Source organism: Streptomyces sp. Ru71 (assembly GCF_002920535.1).
Lineage (GTDB): Bacteria > Actinomycetota > Actinomycetes > Streptomycetales > Streptomycetaceae > Streptomyces.
The window spans coordinates 16,651-30,641 of record NZ_PQSS01000035.1 but is presented as its reverse complement, the minus strand read 5'-3'; the positions used below and the strand labels follow the sequence as shown (position 1 = coordinate 30,641).

12 protein-coding genes and 1 riboswitch are annotated in these 13,991 nt (G+C 73.4%); of the genes, 8 read left to right on the top strand and 4 right to left on the bottom strand.

Annotation, left to right across the window (positions count from 1 at the left end; translation table 11 throughout):
* Positions 1–358: 358 nt before the first annotated feature.
* Positions 359–522, top strand: a riboswitch (cyclic di-AMP (ydaO/yuaA leader).
* Between the two features lie 4 nt (positions 523–526).
* The gene (locus C3489_RS21065) at positions 527–1,414 is read left to right on the top strand and encodes a peptidoglycan DD-metalloendopeptidase family protein (protein ID WP_103783566.1); all 888 of its coding nucleotides are present in this window, start codon (positions 527–529) and stop codon (positions 1,412–1,414) included.
* Between the two features lie 239 nt (positions 1,415–1,653).
* The gene (locus C3489_RS21060; RefSeq protein ID WP_103783565.1) at positions 1,654–2,439 is read left to right on the top strand and encodes an SGNH/GDSL hydrolase family protein; all 786 of its coding nucleotides are present in this window, start codon (positions 1,654–1,656) and stop codon (positions 2,437–2,439) included.
* 55 nt (positions 2,440–2,494) lie between these two features.
* Here the strand turns inward: C3489_RS21060 and C3489_RS21055 are convergent, their stop codons facing one another.
* Together C3489_RS21055 and C3489_RS21050 are read right to left on the bottom strand one after the other, a co-directional pair.
* Positions 2,495–4,057, bottom strand: a complete 1,563-nt coding sequence (locus tag C3489_RS21055; protein WP_258054874.1) for an immunity 49 family protein — start codon at positions 4,055–4,057, stop codon at positions 2,495–2,497.
* A 51-nt stretch (positions 4,058–4,108) separates the two neighbouring features.
* The gene (locus tag C3489_RS21050) at positions 4,109–4,708 is read right to left on the bottom strand and encodes a TetR/AcrR family transcriptional regulator (protein ID WP_181139772.1); all 600 of its coding nucleotides are present in this window, start codon (positions 4,706–4,708) and stop codon (positions 4,109–4,111) included.
* Positions 4,709–4,962: 254 nt separating this feature from the next.
* On the opposite strand from C3489_RS21050, the gene C3489_RS21045 reads away from it, so the two are divergent.
* Positions 4,963–5,496 (top strand): hypothetical protein, encoded by a 534-nt coding sequence (locus C3489_RS21045; RefSeq protein ID WP_103783562.1) that lies wholly within the window; start codon positions 4,963–4,965, stop codon positions 5,494–5,496.
* Between the two features lie 46 nt (positions 5,497–5,542).
* Here C3489_RS21045 and C3489_RS21040 read toward each other — a convergent pair whose 3' ends face one another.
* Both C3489_RS21040 and C3489_RS38760 read right to left on the bottom strand, forming a co-directional pair.
* A complete protein-coding gene (locus C3489_RS21040) occupies positions 5,543–8,194 on the bottom strand; it encodes a glycosyl hydrolase (protein WP_103783561.1) in 2,652 nt (883 codons plus the stop codon).
* A gap of 311 nt (positions 8,195–8,505) precedes the next feature.
* Entirely contained in the window at positions 8,506–8,679 is a 174-nt protein-coding gene (locus tag C3489_RS38760) for a hypothetical protein (RefSeq protein WP_181139771.1), read from the bottom strand.
* A gap of 198 nt (positions 8,680–8,877) precedes the next feature.
* Between C3489_RS38760 and C3489_RS21035 the strand changes: the two genes are divergently transcribed.
* From C3489_RS21035 to C3489_RS21015, 5 genes are all read left to right on the top strand, one after another.
* The gene (locus tag C3489_RS21035; protein ID WP_103783609.1) at positions 8,878–10,044 is read left to right on the top strand and encodes an MBL fold metallo-hydrolase; all 1,167 of its coding nucleotides are present in this window, start codon (positions 8,878–8,880) and stop codon (positions 10,042–10,044) included.
* 67 nt (positions 10,045–10,111) lie between these two features.
* Positions 10,112–10,723 carry a helix-turn-helix domain-containing protein gene (locus C3489_RS21030; RefSeq protein ID WP_219821967.1) on the top strand — a complete coding sequence of 204 codons (612 nt, stop codon included), beginning with the start codon at positions 10,112–10,114 and terminating at the stop codon, positions 10,721–10,723.
* Between the two features lie 107 nt (positions 10,724–10,830).
* Positions 10,831–12,030 (top strand): FAD-binding oxidoreductase, encoded by a 1,200-nt coding sequence (locus tag C3489_RS21025; RefSeq protein WP_103783560.1) that lies wholly within the window; start codon positions 10,831–10,833, stop codon positions 12,028–12,030.
* Positions 12,027–12,407: a (2Fe-2S)-binding protein gene (locus tag C3489_RS21020; protein ID WP_103783559.1), complete on the top strand. Its 381-nt coding sequence runs from the start codon at positions 12,027–12,029 to the stop codon at positions 12,405–12,407. Before C3489_RS21025 ends, C3489_RS21020 begins: the two co-directional genes overlap by 4 nt.
* Positions 12,404–13,990 (top strand): FAD/NAD(P)-binding oxidoreductase, encoded by a 1,587-nt coding sequence (locus C3489_RS21015; protein WP_103783558.1) that lies wholly within the window; start codon positions 12,404–12,406, stop codon positions 13,988–13,990. The genes C3489_RS21020 and C3489_RS21015 overlap by 4 nt, the downstream gene beginning before the upstream one ends.
* Position 13,991 lies beyond the last annotated feature (1 nt).

Here is a 13,991-nt window from a genome sequence, read left to right as displayed (position 1 = left end):
GGTTGCCATGGCCACACCCGAATGGGTCGGTTATCCGCCTGCGTCGTATCTGGGCCTTCTGTCCGAAATGGAGCCTTACCGCCAACTCGCTGCGAAATAAGGCCTCCTGGAATACCGCCGCGTGAGGAGCGTCATAACCGTGACCGTCCGTCGCGCGTCATGTCCACGTAATGACGGTGGATTTACTGGCGTATTGGGGAGCTGAAAGCAGATCGAATTCACCCAGTGTGACGGTCGATTCCAGAATTCGATCACGAGAAAAGCCCCTTCGCGCAACCTTCTGCTTGTCCCTGTGCGTCCTACTCGCTTACGTTCCCCACCGAATCCGGACGGACGCCGAATCCTGCCGCCGTCCGGCGCACCGCACCCACCCACCCGACGTACGGCAGGAGCGGGGGACCCACAGGTACGACCGCCTGTTCCGGTTCCCGGAACGGCTTTGGGGTGAAGTCGCGCCCAGGCGCGGCCGGGCATCTCCCGCCCGAACCCGACAGCTCACCTCGCAGGCGCCGGAGAGGAATTCGCCATGCCCGCGAAGGGTAAGCACCGCCGTCCGAAGACCCAGCGTCTCGCCCGTACTCTCGCTGTCGCCGGCACCGGTGGCGCCGCGCTCGCGCTGCCGCTCATGAGCGCCGCCGGCGCGCACGCCGCCACGCCGCAGGCCGCCGCCCAGTCCGTCTCGGACAAGGCCGTCCAGGCCCCCGCGTCCGCCGGGAAGAAGGCGCCGGCGACCGGTGTGCGCGTCTACACCGTGAAGAGCGGCGACTACCTCTCGAAGATCGCCGACGAGCAGCACGTCGCCGGCGGCTGGAAGAAGCTGTACGAGGACAACCGCGAGGTCGTCGGCAGCGACCCGTCGCTCATCCACCCCGGCCTGAAGCTGTCCCTCGGCAAGAAGGCCGCCACGGCCCACAAGACCGCCACGGCGCACAAGACCGCGACGGCCCGCAAGGCCGAGGCGCCCGCGCAGAAGCCCGCCGCCAAGGCCGCCGAGACCACCGCCACCGGCTACACCCTCCCGGTCGCCGGCGCCACCATCGGCACCGCCTACCACACCGCAGGCAGCATGTGGTCCAGCGGCTACCACACCGGTGTCGACTTCGTCGTCCCGACCGGCACCTCCCTCAAGGCCGTCGGCGCGGGCACCGTCGTCTCCGCCGGCTGGGGCGGCGCCTACGGCAACCAGGTCGTCATCAAGCTGAACGACGGCTACTACGCCCAGTACGCCCACCTGTCCCAGCTGTCCGTCTCGGCCGGCCAGACCGTGACCGCGGGCCAGCAGATCGGCCTGTCCGGCGCGACCGGCAACGTGACCGGCCCGCACCTGCACTTCGAGATCCGCACCACGCCGAACTACGGTTCCGACGTGGACCCGGTCGCCTACCTGCGCGCCCACGGCGTCACCGTCGGCTGACACCCCACCGGCCGGCGGCCGCCGTCCGTCTGACACGCCGTCGAAGGCCGGACCCCGATCCCCGGGTGTCCGGCCTTCGGCGCACCCGGGCGGCCCCGTCGCCTATTCCCTCCTTGGCCAAGCCTTTAGGAGTGGCTTATCTCACCGACCGTCAACCCCTTCCTACGGTCGCGTAGGTCACATTCGAGGGTGAATCATGGGCTGCTGTGGCAGACGATTCGAAGAGTGACAGCAGAGCAGTGATCGGGTCGTACGTGGCGGTGGGGGACAGCTTCACCGAGGGCGTGGGCGACCCCGGCCCCGACGGGCAGTTCGTCGGCTGGGCCGACCGGTTCGCGGTACTCCTCGCCGACCGGCGGCCCGAGGGCGACTTCACCTACACCAACCTCGCGGTGCGCGGCAAACTCCTCGACCAGATCGTGGCCGACCAGGTCCCCAGGGCCGTCGAACTCGCCCCGGACCTCGTGTCGTTCTGTGCCGGCGGCAACGACATCATCCGCCCCGGGACCGACCCCGACGAGGTCGCCGAGCGGTTCGAGAAGGCGGTCGCCCAGCTCGCCGCGGTGGCCGGCACGGTCATGGTGACGACCGGGTTCGACACCCGGGGCGTGCCCCTGCTCAAGCATCTGCGGGGCAAGATCGCCACCTACAACGGGCATGTGCGGGCCATCGCCGACCGTTACGGCTGCCCGGTGCTCGACCTGTGGTCGCTGAGGTCCGTGCAGGACCGCCGCGCCTGGGACGAGGACCGGCTGCACCTGTCGCCCGAGGGGCACACGCGGGTGGCGCTGCGGGCCGGCCAGGCGCTCGGCCTGAAGGTCCCGGCCGACCCCGAGCAGCCCTGGCCGCCGCTGCCGCCGCGCGGCACGCTCGACGTGCGGCGCGACGACGTCCACTGGGCGCGCGAGTACCTGGTGCCGTGGATCGGCCGCCGGCTGCGCGGCGAGTCCTCGGGCGACCATGTGACCGCCAAGGGCACGCTGTCCCCGGACGACATCAAGATGCGTATCGCGGCCGTCGCCTGAGCCTGGGCCGCAGCGCAGGGGGCGGGCCCGCCGAGCACCGCCCCCTCCGCGGCCGTCAGGTCGGGAACTCGCCGTACCAGGACCGCTGCACCAGATGCCGGGGCAGCCACGGCGACGAGGTGTCCACCGGGAAGCCCGCGTCGTACGCCAGGCAGGCCAGCGCCAACGGGCCCAGGGCGACCAGCGCGCGCGGGTCGGCCGAGCCCTGCCAGTAACGGGCGTGGTGTTCGAGCGCCTCGGCGAGGACGGCCGCGAACTTCTCCTGGTCCCGGGCGATGAACCGGTGGAACAGCGCGATCGGCTGGTAGTCGACCAGGTTCAGCAGGTCGCGCGGGGTGCCGGTCGCCACCTGCGGGTCGGACGTGCGGATGGTGGTGACCAGTTGGTCGGCGACCTCGTCCATGGGGCGCCGCAGGACGTAGGCCTGCAGGGTGCCGATCCAGTGGAAGAGGTAGTCGTCCGCGGCGCCGGCCCGGCGCAGCGCCTCCACCGGCACCTGGCACAGCCGCGTCAGCCGCTCGCCCTCGCGGCACACCAGCGCCGACCAGAACGCGTCCAGCCAGGCCCGGCCGTCGCCCTGCGGGGCGTCCGGCGTGGCGAACAGCGCGGAGCCGGTCTGCATGGCCCGCACCCACGCCTCCCAGCTCTCGATCCGCGCCGCGTCGGGGTCGTCGGCGGCCTGGGCGTGGGCGTGCGCCAGCGCCGCGGCGAAGGGTGAGGGGCCTCCGGCCTGCCCGGCGCGCAGGCGCTTCATCGTCTCCAGCAGTTCCCGCGGCGGCTCCACGGACAGCGAGCGCGTCTCCTCGTCGATGTGCGTCAGACACACCAACTGCCCCCGGTGCCACCAGTACAGCCGCGGCGTGAGCGAGCCCGGCCCGTCCTGGCAGGCGCCCAGCGCGTACGACCCCAGGTCGTTCACCGCGTCCACGACCGTGCCGTCCACGATCGGATGGAACGCCAGCAGATGCCGGGTCGGGACGGCCACGAGCGCCCCGGCCTCCGGCAGCTCCCGGCCGGTGACGGCCCGCACCAGCTCGGGCAGCACCAGCGCCTTGCTCGCGACGAAGTGCGAGTCGCCGTACACCGAGTGCAGCACCGCGCCCGACGGGGTGCGCACCTCCTCGTGCCGTACGGGCTCGGCCAGCAGGTTGGCCCGGCCAGCCGCCCACAGCTCCTCGGTGCCGGCCCGCGCCACGTCGCCGTCGTGCAGGAGGCGCACCGACTCGGCGGAGTCCAGGGCCAGCGCCGCGATCAGCCCGTCGGCGACCGGGCGCACGTACCGGAAGCCGCCCTCGGGGAGGGCGTCGTCGGACAGCAGCCGCAGCCGCACCCCGCGCAGCAGCTCCCCGGCGTCCTCCTCGCCCCGGGAGGCGTTCTCCAGGCGCGCGAAGTGCTGCCGGACCACCTCCGGCCAGTGCTCCTCGGGTATGTCCCGGCAGCGCTGGGCCAGCGAGGTCAGCGGGTTGCGGTGTCCGTCGTGCAGGACGTCCGCGCCGGTGACGACGGCGTCGGTGCCGTGCCGGGCGCGCAGGTGGTCGACGGCGAGGGTGCGCAGTCGCGTGGCCTGCGCCTCCGTCAGCATGGGCAAGTGGGCATCCGGTGCGTGCAGTTGGTTCACCCCGGGGACTCTACGAGGCCACCGCGCCGGATCCGACGGCCGCCCCGGTGCTCACTTCCCCGGAGCCGTCAACTCCTCGCGGGTCAGCCCCAGTTCGCGGGCGAGTGCCTCGTCGACCCACTCCTGCGCCCGGGTCCGGGCGACCGTACCGCCGTAGGAGGTCAGCTGCACGGCGAGCCCGTCCAGCAGAGCCGTCAGCCGCAGCGCGGTGGCGGCGGGGTCGGGGCAGGTGAACTCGCCCGCGGCCACGCCCTCGGCGACCACCTCGGCCAGCGCCGCCTTCCACTGCCGGTCCAGGTCCCGGGTCAGCTCCCGCAGCGCCGGCTCGCGCAGCGCCGCCGCCCAGCCCTCGATCCACAGCCGCCAGCCCTTGGCCTGCCCGGTCGGCGCGTACCAGCGCACGGCCGCGCGCAGCCGGCGCGTCGCGGTGGTGCGGCGGGCGAGCAGCTCGCGCAGCCGGGCGAGGTCGGCCTCGGCCGCGTAGGCGAACGCGGCGGCGACCAGCTTCTCCTTGGTCGAGAAGTGGTACAGCACCAGCGCGTTGCTCACCCCGAGCGCCTGGGCCACGTCGGCGATCCGCACCGCCGCCACGCCCCGCGCCTCGATCTGCTCCACGGCGGCGCGCAGGATCTCCCCCCGCCGCTCCGTCACGCTCAACCGCACTCTCGCCACGGCGCCTCACCCTAGTGCAGCGCGTCGGGGCGAACACCTCGTGCGAGCAGACGCGTCCGGGCCCCCTCCCAGGTCCGTGCCGGTCGAAGGCGTCCCAGGGCCAGGTGAGGGACGTCAGGGAGCCCTGTCCCGGGACTGTCCTTCGCCCTGGTGGCCGCCCGCAGGAGGTGAGCGACGGTCTACCGTACCGACAGGGCCGCGTTGCCCGGCGCGGTCGTGCGAGGAGGAATCCTGTGTCATCCCCCTGCGACCCCCAGCGCGCTCCCGCCGGTGATGTGGGTGCGGCACTCATGATGATCGACTCCCGGATCAGGGCCATCCACGACGGCAGGACCGGGACCGATCCCGAACAACGGGAACTGACCGACCGGTTCGCCGCCTCCCTCGGTCCCACGGGAGCCCAGGACCTGCTGGACGGCACGTGCACGATCATCTACATGTTCATGCAGTGGCTGCGGATGGCCTACGAGGACCACGACCGGGACGTCATCGAGTACGTCGTGCCCCACCTCGTCGCCTCGATGCGCATGATGCCCAGAAGCATCCGCCCCGAGGCCATCCCCATGATGGCCGGGCTGCTCGTCGCGGCCGGCACCGGTCTGAGCCCCAGCCTGTGGCGCGGGCAGTACGGAGAATGGACCAGGGACGAGATGAACCCCCTGGAGGCCACGGCCTTCCTGCTCGCGGAGCACATCAACCGGCTCACCGACGACCAGGACTTCGCCACCCGGCTGATCACGGAAGCCCTGACCGGCGCCGGCCAGTGAGCGCGACGAAGGCCCCCGGGCCCCGATCGGTCCGGGGGCCTCGGCGTCACGGCGTCCGCGTCTTCCAGATGCCGCGGCCGTGGGTGGCCACGTACAGCTGACCCCCGTCCGGGCTCGGCGAGAGGTAGACCGCCGGCGAGGTGGGCAGGCCGGTGCCCAGGCGGGCCCAGTGACCCGTCGAGGTGCTGGTGAACACGCCCAGGTCGGTGGCGACCACCAGGGTGCCGCTTCTGGTGACGAGCGCCGCGTTGGCGGGGGCGTCCGGGAAGGAGTCCGACGCCGAGGCGTCGCCGCTGACGTCCGTCCAGGTGGCGCCGCCGTCGGCGGTCTTCCAGACGTGGCCGTAGCCGGCGCCGGGGCCCTCGTTCCAGTGCCGCGAGAAGCCGTTGATCACCGCGTAGACCGTCTTGCCGGAGGCGTCGGCAGGGTCGATGGCCAGCGAGGAGATGTAGCGGTTGGGGAAGGCGGCGGGCAGGTTCACCTGGTGCCAGGTGCCGCCGAAGTCGGTGGCGATACCGCGTCCGAAGGTCCCGTCGACCGCCGAGCAGGGGCCGCACCAGGCCGCCCACGTCACATGGCTGCGGCTGGCGACCGCCGAGGCGGAGTGCCCGGCGCCCAGGTCGTACAGCTTGGTCCAGTCGGCGCCCGAAGTGCTCTGCCAGGTCTTGGTGTTGCCCCACACGTACTGGCCGCCCGCGACCCACAGGCCGTTCGGGTCGGTCTCGTCCGCGCTGAACGGCGCGATGAAGCGGGCCCCCGGGTCGCCGGGGGCGATGTCGGTGATCACGTCCTCGGAGCCGTCGTCGCTCGCGGTGTAGCCGCAGTTGTTCGTGATCTGCAGCGCGAGGTCGACGTACTCGCCGACCGTCTGGCATCCGTTGGCGGGGTTGACCAGCTGGTCGCCGCCGTCACCGCCGAACGGGGAGACCATCTCGCCGGTCGGGTTGAGCTGCGCGCCCTGGTAGGTGGCGCTCTTGGGGGCGAGCAGGGAGACGCCGTTGTCCTGCAGGCCGCCCCAGACGGCGTCACCGCTGCCGTCGGTCATCCTCCCGGCGCGCACCGAGTAGTACTGCAGATTGCGCAGGGTGCCCGACTCGTTGAGGTTGCGCCAGCCGGCGGTCGTCTGCGTCGTCGGACGGGCGTAGGCGCCGCCGTCGTTGCCGACGAAGACCTCCGGCGTGCCGCCCTTCCACTGGGAGAAGGCGAGGGCGTGCTGGTCGGAGTGCATCACGTCGCCGTCGCAGGAGTTCGCGGCCGGGTCGTACGAGAAGCAGGACATGCCGAAGTCCCAGTACCGGCCGATCGACTTCCAGGTGGCGCCGCCGTTCCGGGACTCGAACATCTCCTCAAGGCCCAGGTAGACATGGTCCGGGTCGCTCGGGTCGACCGCGATCACCTGGTCGTACCAGGACTGGGAGCCGGGCTGGTAGCCGGCGCCGATCTCGTTGACCTTCATCGCGGAGCCGCTCGTCGACAGCGACGAGGAGTTCGCGATCTGCTGGAACGAGCCGCTCGCGTTGCCGCTCGGGCTCACGTACACGCCGGCGAGGACCGAATAGACGCCGGAGCCCGAGGACTTGTTCAGCAGCTTCGGGGACTCCATCGAGACGTACAGCCTGCTGCCGTCGGCCGCGTAGGCGAAGGCGGCGTTGCCGATCTCGGCGGGGTTGATCGCACCGGTCGGGTTGGCCCTCTTCCAGGTGGTGCCGGCGTCGTCGGAGTAGTAGAAGCCGTTGTACGCGGCGCCGCCGCGCCAGGCCACGTTGGCCAGCAGCTTCCTGCCGTCGCTGCCGGGCTGTACGGCGATGTCGTTGGCGATGTCCGCGTAGTGGCCGTCCACTCCGCAGGCCACGCCGCCGATGCCGACGCCCGCGCAGGGGGCCAGGACCTTGGTCCAGGCGGTGGACTGCCCCGCCGCCAGCGGACGCCGGAAGACGCCGTGCGAGGACGCCGCGAAGACGTAGCCGGCGGCCTTGTCGAAGGTGACGGTGTGGATGGAGGCCGAATCCAGCTCCGTACCGCCCACCTTGTCGCTCTCCGCGAAGCTGCCGGTGACCGGGTCGGCGAGGCGGTAGACGCCGCTGCCGAGATAGTTGTCGGAGGCGGTGGTCGCCTCGCCGGTGGCCAGCCACAGCGAGCCGTCGGGCGCGACCGCGAGGGCGCCGACGGACAGGGCGGGCAGCCGGTCGGCGATCGGCGTCCAGGTCCGGCCGTCGTCGGCGGAGCGGAACACGCCACCGCCGGCGGCGCCCGCGTACACCACGCCCTGGTGCGTCGGATCGGTGGCCAGTGCGGCGATACGGCCCGCCGAGTGCCCCGCGCCTCCGCCGGAGTTGGAGGCGGAACGGTCCCGGTAGTGCGGCGCGTCCTCGTCGTACGGGGAAGTGGTGACCTCGCTCCAATTGCCGGTCCTGACCGGCATGTTCCTGATGTGTGCCCAGGCGCCGGCGTACGCGCCCGGCGCGATCTGTCCGCTGGGGGAGAGCCTCGGCTCGTTGAACGAGTCCAGGGACTCCATCAGTTCGTGGGACTCCTCGCCCGCCACGTCATGGTGGCTGCCGTCCGTGTCGCTCGCCCCGTACGCGACGACGGATCCCGTCCCCGCTATCAGGAGCGCGGCGGCGACGGCGGCGAGTGCCGCTCTGCCGCCGCTGTCCGCCCCGCGGCGCGATCTGCGCCGTGCGGAATACACATGCATGGACCGACTCCGGCTTCTTCGGCGTAAGTGGCGGCCGCCCCTACGGCCGCACTGGATCTCCTACTGCCGAGCGCCGGAACCGTACTGCGCTGTCCTGCCCCAACCACAGGGGTTTACGGGGACTTTATAGAGCGACAAACGTAATGATTGTGAAAAATGGCCTCGCCGGCCATGGGGCGGCTCAGCGTGACGGCTCAGGGTGACGGCCCAGTGTGACGGCACACCTCACCTCTTGCAGCGCGGCAGCCCGGTTCTCCGTTACCCGACGGCCTCCGGCGCGCTGCCGCGCCTCGTCCGTCTCCCGGTGATGGTCAGTGTCCGAAGGCGCCCTTCGCCTTCTCCTTGGCGCTGCGCGCCTTGCCGCGCGCCTCCAGCGCGGCGCCCTTCGCCTCGGTCGTCCTGTCGCCGACCGCGTGGGCCACCTTCCGCACGGCTTTCCCGACCACCTGCTCGGCCCTGGCCTTGGCCTTCTCTCCGGCACTCATGGCGGTCCTTTCCTGGGTCCTCCCTCTTGCGCGTGCCCCTGGCCGGTGGGCGGAAAACACAGGCCGCGCGCCGCGCACCGGCCCGGCCAGAGTGGACGAGCGGTGCACACGCCCCGTCCCCGCGCCGGTGCCGACGGCAGCGGACCATAATGGAACGCCCCGACTCTTCCTGGAGGTGCCGTGACCGGCTCCCGTCCCATGAGCTCCGGGCTCCGCGCGCTGCGGCCCGCGGCCTTCGGCGCCGACCCCGCAGGTGAGCGCATGGCGCGCATCCGCCGCTCGCCCCACTTCGAGGACGGGGTGTTCGTGAACCCCGGCGGCCCGGCCCGCACCCGCCCCGCCGGCTCCGCGACCGACTTCGCCAAGGTCTACTTCGACAAGGAGGCCCGGCCCCGGCGCTCCCCGACGGGCACGGTCCCCGTGCACGCCACCACGCTCGCCGACCTCGCCCGGCCGCCGGCCTCGGGGCTGCGGCTGACCTGGATGGGCCACTCCAGCGTGCTCGCCGAGATCGACGGACAGCGGGTGCTGTTCGACCCGGTCTGGGGCGAGCGCTGCTCGCCGTTCCCGTTCGCCGGCCCCAAGCGGCTGCACCCGGCGCCGCTGCCGCTCGCCGCCCTCGGTCCGGTCGACGTCGTCGTCATCTCCCACGACCACTACGACCACCTCGACATGCCCACGATCAAGGCGCTGGCCGGCACGGACACCCTGTTCGCGGTGCCGCTCGGCGTCGGCGCGCATCTGGAGCGCTGGGGCGTCGCGGAGAGCCGGCTGCGCGAGCTGGACTGGCACGAGGACACCAAGGTGGGCGGCAACCTCACCCTCACCGCCACCCCGGCCCGCCACTTCTGCGGCCGCGGCCTGCGCAACACCCAGCACACGCTGTGGGCGTCCTGGGTCGTCGCCGGTGAGCGGCACCGGATCTACCACAGCGGCGACACCGGCTACTTCGACGGCTTCCGGGAGATCGGCGCCGATCACGGGCCGTTCGACGCGACGATGATCCAGATCGGGGCGTACAGCGAGTTCTGGCCGGACATCCACATGACTCCCGAGGAGGGCGTGCGCGCCCACCTCGACCTGCAGGGCGGCACCCCGCACGGGGTGCTGCTGCCGATCCACTGGGGCACCTTCAACCTCGCCCCGCACCCGTGGGCCGAGCCGGGCGAGTGGACGCTGGCGGCCGGGGAGGCGGTCGGGCAGTCCGTCGCGGTCCCGGTGCCGGGAGCGCCGTTCGAACCGGACGGCGAACTGCCCACCCGTCCCTGGTGGCGCGGCGTGTCCCAGCGGCTCACCCGCAGCTGGCCGGCCCCGGAGGTGGGGCTGCGGACGGCCCGGGGGCTGGATCTGGTCGGGGACGACTGACCCTGGACGCGCGCCGGTGTGCGGCCGTACGGTTTACCGAACGAAGGAAAGTGAAGGACAACGCGGCGTGAGCGTCTTCGAGGGGTCGGTCCGGGCGATGCTGGCCGCCAACCTGAAACGGGCCCGGGCCGAGCGGGGGCTGTCCCTGTCGGAGGTGTCACGGCGATCGAGGATCGGCAAGGCGACGCTGTCGGAACTGGAGTCGGGGACCGGCAACCCCACCATCGAGACGGTGTTCAGCCTGTCCCGGGTGCTGGAGCTGCCGATCTCCGATCTGTTCGACGCCCGTCCGGCCGGCGAGCTGACCGTGGTGCGCGCCGCGGACACCGAGGTGCTCAGCGGCGCGGGCGTCGACCTGCGCCGGCTGCAGCGCATCGAGTCCGGTGAGGCCGTCGTCGAGGTCTTCGACCAGCGGTTCCGGGCCGGACGCAGCCAGGAGTCCGACGGTCACGTGGGTAGGGAGCACACCGTCGTGCAGACCGGCCGACTCGGCGTGCGGGTGGAGGGCCACGAGGTGGAACTGGGGCCGGGGGACTACGTCTGCTTCGACGCGTCACGGCCGCACGGCTACACGGCTCTCGACGGCGACGTGCGCTCGGTTCTGCTGCTGCAGTACGGGGCGCGGCAGAGGCTGCATCTGTCCGGTGGAGGCGCGGAGAGTCATCCTTCTTCTTCCTGACGTCCTCCTGGCCTCTTCGAGGCGCGTGCTGTCGTCGTGCCCCTTGACGCGGTCGTCGCGCCGCCCTACGTTCCTCATCGTTCGGTTTATCGAACGAGGAGGGTGCGGTGTACGGAACGCGCGTGGCGGTGCTCGGCGCCGGCATCGTCGGCTGTGCCTGTGCCCGTGAGCTGGCTCTGGCCGGGTTCGAGGTCACCGTCGTCGAGCGCGGCGCGGCCGCGTCGGCCACCACGGCGCACGGCGAGGGCAACGTCCTCGTCTCCGACAAGGGCCCGGGGCCGGAGCTGGAACTCGCCCTGCTGTCCCGGCGGCTGTGGCCGCAGGTGCTCGCGGAGGTCGCCGAGCGCTCCGAGCATGCCGCGCGGGCGGTGGAATGGGAGCCCAAGGGCGGCATCGTCGTGGCGACCACCGACGCCGGCGCCCGCGAACTGACCCGCTTCGCCGCCGGTCAGGCCACGGCCGGGGTGCGCACCGAGGACCTGGACGCCGACGCCCTCGCCGCGGCGGAGCCGTACGTCACCCGCGAGCACACGGCCGCCGTCCACTACCCGCAGGACGCCCAGGTGCAGCCCGCCGCCGCGGCGGCCGCCCTGCTCACCGAAGCCCTCGCCGCGGGCGCCACCCTGCGCACCGGCTGCGAGGTGCTCGGAGCGGTCACCCGAGGCGGACGGATCACCGGGGTGCGCACCTCGGCCGGGCTGCTGGAGGCCGACGGGTTCGTCAACGCCGCGGGCCCCTGGTCCGGCGAGCTGGCCGCCCGTCTCGGCGCACCCGTGGACGTCCGGCCCCGGCGCGGCGAGGTGCTGGTGACCACTCCGCAGCCGCCCATGGTCTTCCACAAGGTCTACGACGCCGACTACGCGGGAGCGGTCGGCAGCAGCGCCGGGGAGCTGCGGACCTCGGCCGTGGTGGAGTCCACCCGGGGCGGCAGCGTGCTCATCGGCTCCTCGCGCCGACGCGTCGGATTCGACGACCGGCTGCGCCCCGCCGTCCTGTCCGTCATGGCCGCCAAGGCGCTGCGGCTGTTCCCCGCGCTGGCCGGGATCGCGGTCATGCGGGCCTACGGCGGATTCCGCCCGTACGTCCCCGACCATCTGCCGGTCATCGGCGCCGACCCCCGGCTGAGCGGGCTCTGGCACGTCGGCGGGCACGAGGGCGCCGGGATCGGTCTGTCGGTGGGCAGCGCACGGCTGCTGCGCCGGCTGATGCTCGGGCAGCCGACGGAGATCGACACTGCCCCTTTCCGGGTGGACCGGCCGGCCGTCCTGGGCGGCGGAACCCGCATGGAACGTGAGGAGACGGCATGAGCCCCCGACGCGTCCGCGCCGAGTCCGACGCCGTCGGGCGGCGCGAGCGGCCGCTGCGGATCACCGTCGACGGCGAGCCCGTCGAGGGCATCGAGGGCCAGTCCATCGCGGGGGTGCTGCTCGCCGCCGACCGCCTGGCCTGGCGCCGGCAGCGCTCCGGAGCGCCCCGCGGGGTGTTCTGCGGCATCGGGGTCTGCTTCGACTGCCTGGTGACCGTCGGCTCGGAGCGCGATGTCCGCGCCTGCCGCCGCCGGGCCCGCGAGGGGGATGTGGTGACCACGCAGACCCGGGAGCCGGTCGCCGCACCGGTGCCACCGGACGCCGGCCCCGGCCGGCGTGACGATGGAGCCGATGCACCGACGGGGGAGGAGCTGTGACGCGGCGGCACGTCGTGGTGATCGGCGCCGGACCGGCGGGCCTCGCGGCGGCGGAGGCGGCGCTCGGCGCCGGCGCCCGGGTGACCCTCGTCGACGCGGCCGACCAGCCCGGCGGCCAGTATCACCGGATGCTGCCGGACGCCTACCGCGCCACCCGGCCCGAACGGCTCCAGCACGGCTGGCACGCCTTCGACCGGCGCCGCCGCCGGGTGCTCGGCCACCCCCGGTGCGCCTGGTGGCCGGAGACCTCGGTGTGGGCGCTGGAGCGCCCGGATCCGGACCGGCCCGCCGTCCCCCGCGTCCACGCCCTGCGCGGTCCGGCCGACGGGGGTGGCAGGCGCCGAGTGGTGCTCCAACCGGACGCGCTGGTGCTCGCCGTGGGAGCCCACGACCGCGTTCTGCCGTTCCCCGGCTGGGAGTTGCCGGGTGTCTTCACCGCCGGGGCGGCGCAGGCACTCGCCAAGGGCGAGCGGGTCGTGGTCGGCGACCGGGTGGTCGTCGCCGGCTCGGGGCCGTTCCTGCTCCCGGTCGCCGCCTCGCTGCTGGAGGCCGGCTCTCGGGTCCTGGCGGTGCTGGAGGCGGGTACGGCGACCACCCTGGTCCGGGGCTGGGGCCGCCGGCCGTGGCAGCTCGCGGCGCAGGCCGGCAAGGCCGCCGAACTCGCCCGCTACGCCGCCCTGCTGGCCCGCCACCGGGTGCCCTACCGCGTCGGCCGCACGGTCGTCGAGGCGCGCGGCGACGGCCGGGTCGAGGAGGTGGTGACCGCGCGGCTGCGCGCCGACTGGTCGGTGGTGCCGGGCAGCGAGCACACGGTCCCGGTCGACGCGGTGTGCGTCACTCATGGGTTCAGCCCGCAGCTCGAACTGCCCCTGGCGGCCGGGTGCGCGCTGCGCGGCGGGGCGGGCGGTGAGTTCGTGGCCGTCGACGACGACCAGCGCACCAGCGTTCCGGGGGTGTACGCGGCCGGTGAGATCACCGGTGTCGCCGGCGCACCGGCCGCACGGTCTCAGGGGGCGCTCGCCGGATGGCTGGCCGCCGGCGGCGACCCGGCCGCGCCCGTGCTGCGCCCGCTGCGGCGCAGCCGCGACCAGGGCCGCGCCTTCGCCGACCGGCTGGCCCGAGCCCATCCCGTCGGCGCGGCGTGGCGGGGGTGGCTGCGTCCCGACACCGTCATCTGCCGCTGCGAGGAAGCGGACTACGCCTCCCTGTGCCGGGCGGCGGGCAGTGAGGCGAGCGCCGGTCCCCGGGTGACCAAGCTGGAGACCCGGGCCGGCCTCGGCCCCTGCCAGGCCCGCGTCTGCGGCCCCACGGTCGCCGAGCTGCTCACGGGACGGGTCGCGCAGCGGGAGTTGCCGGACCTACCGGCTCCAACACCCCACCACCGCCCGATCGCCCACCCCATCCGCCTCGCCGAACTCGCCGCCGCTGCGGAGCCGGCGGACCCCGAGCCCGGAGCTCCCGAGCCTGCGGCTTGCGGGCCTGCCGCTCCCGAGCCGGCCACCGCAGACCCAGCCACCCCGGCGCCCGCCGCCGAACGCCCCCCGTCCGCACCTCCGCCCTCCCCACCGGACACCCACCCCTGAA

Coding starts and splice junctions, on each gene's coding strand:
- C3489_RS21020 (WP_103783559.1), top strand. CDS start 12,027: ATGAGCCCCCGACGCGTCCGCGCCGAGTCCGACGCCGTCGGGCGGCGC.
- C3489_RS38760 (WP_181139771.1), bottom strand. CDS start 8,679: ATGAGTGCCGGAGAGAAGGCCAAGGCCAGGGCCGAGCAGGTGGTCGGG.
- C3489_RS21040 (WP_103783561.1), bottom strand. CDS start 8,194: ATGCATGTGTATTCCGCACGGCGCAGATCGCGCCGCGGGGCGGACAGC.
- C3489_RS21035 (WP_103783609.1), top strand. CDS start 8,878: ATGAGCTCCGGGCTCCGCGCGCTGCGGCCCGCGGCCTTCGGCGCCGAC.
- C3489_RS21065 (WP_103783566.1), top strand. CDS start 527: ATGCCCGCGAAGGGTAAGCACCGCCGTCCGAAGACCCAGCGTCTCGCC.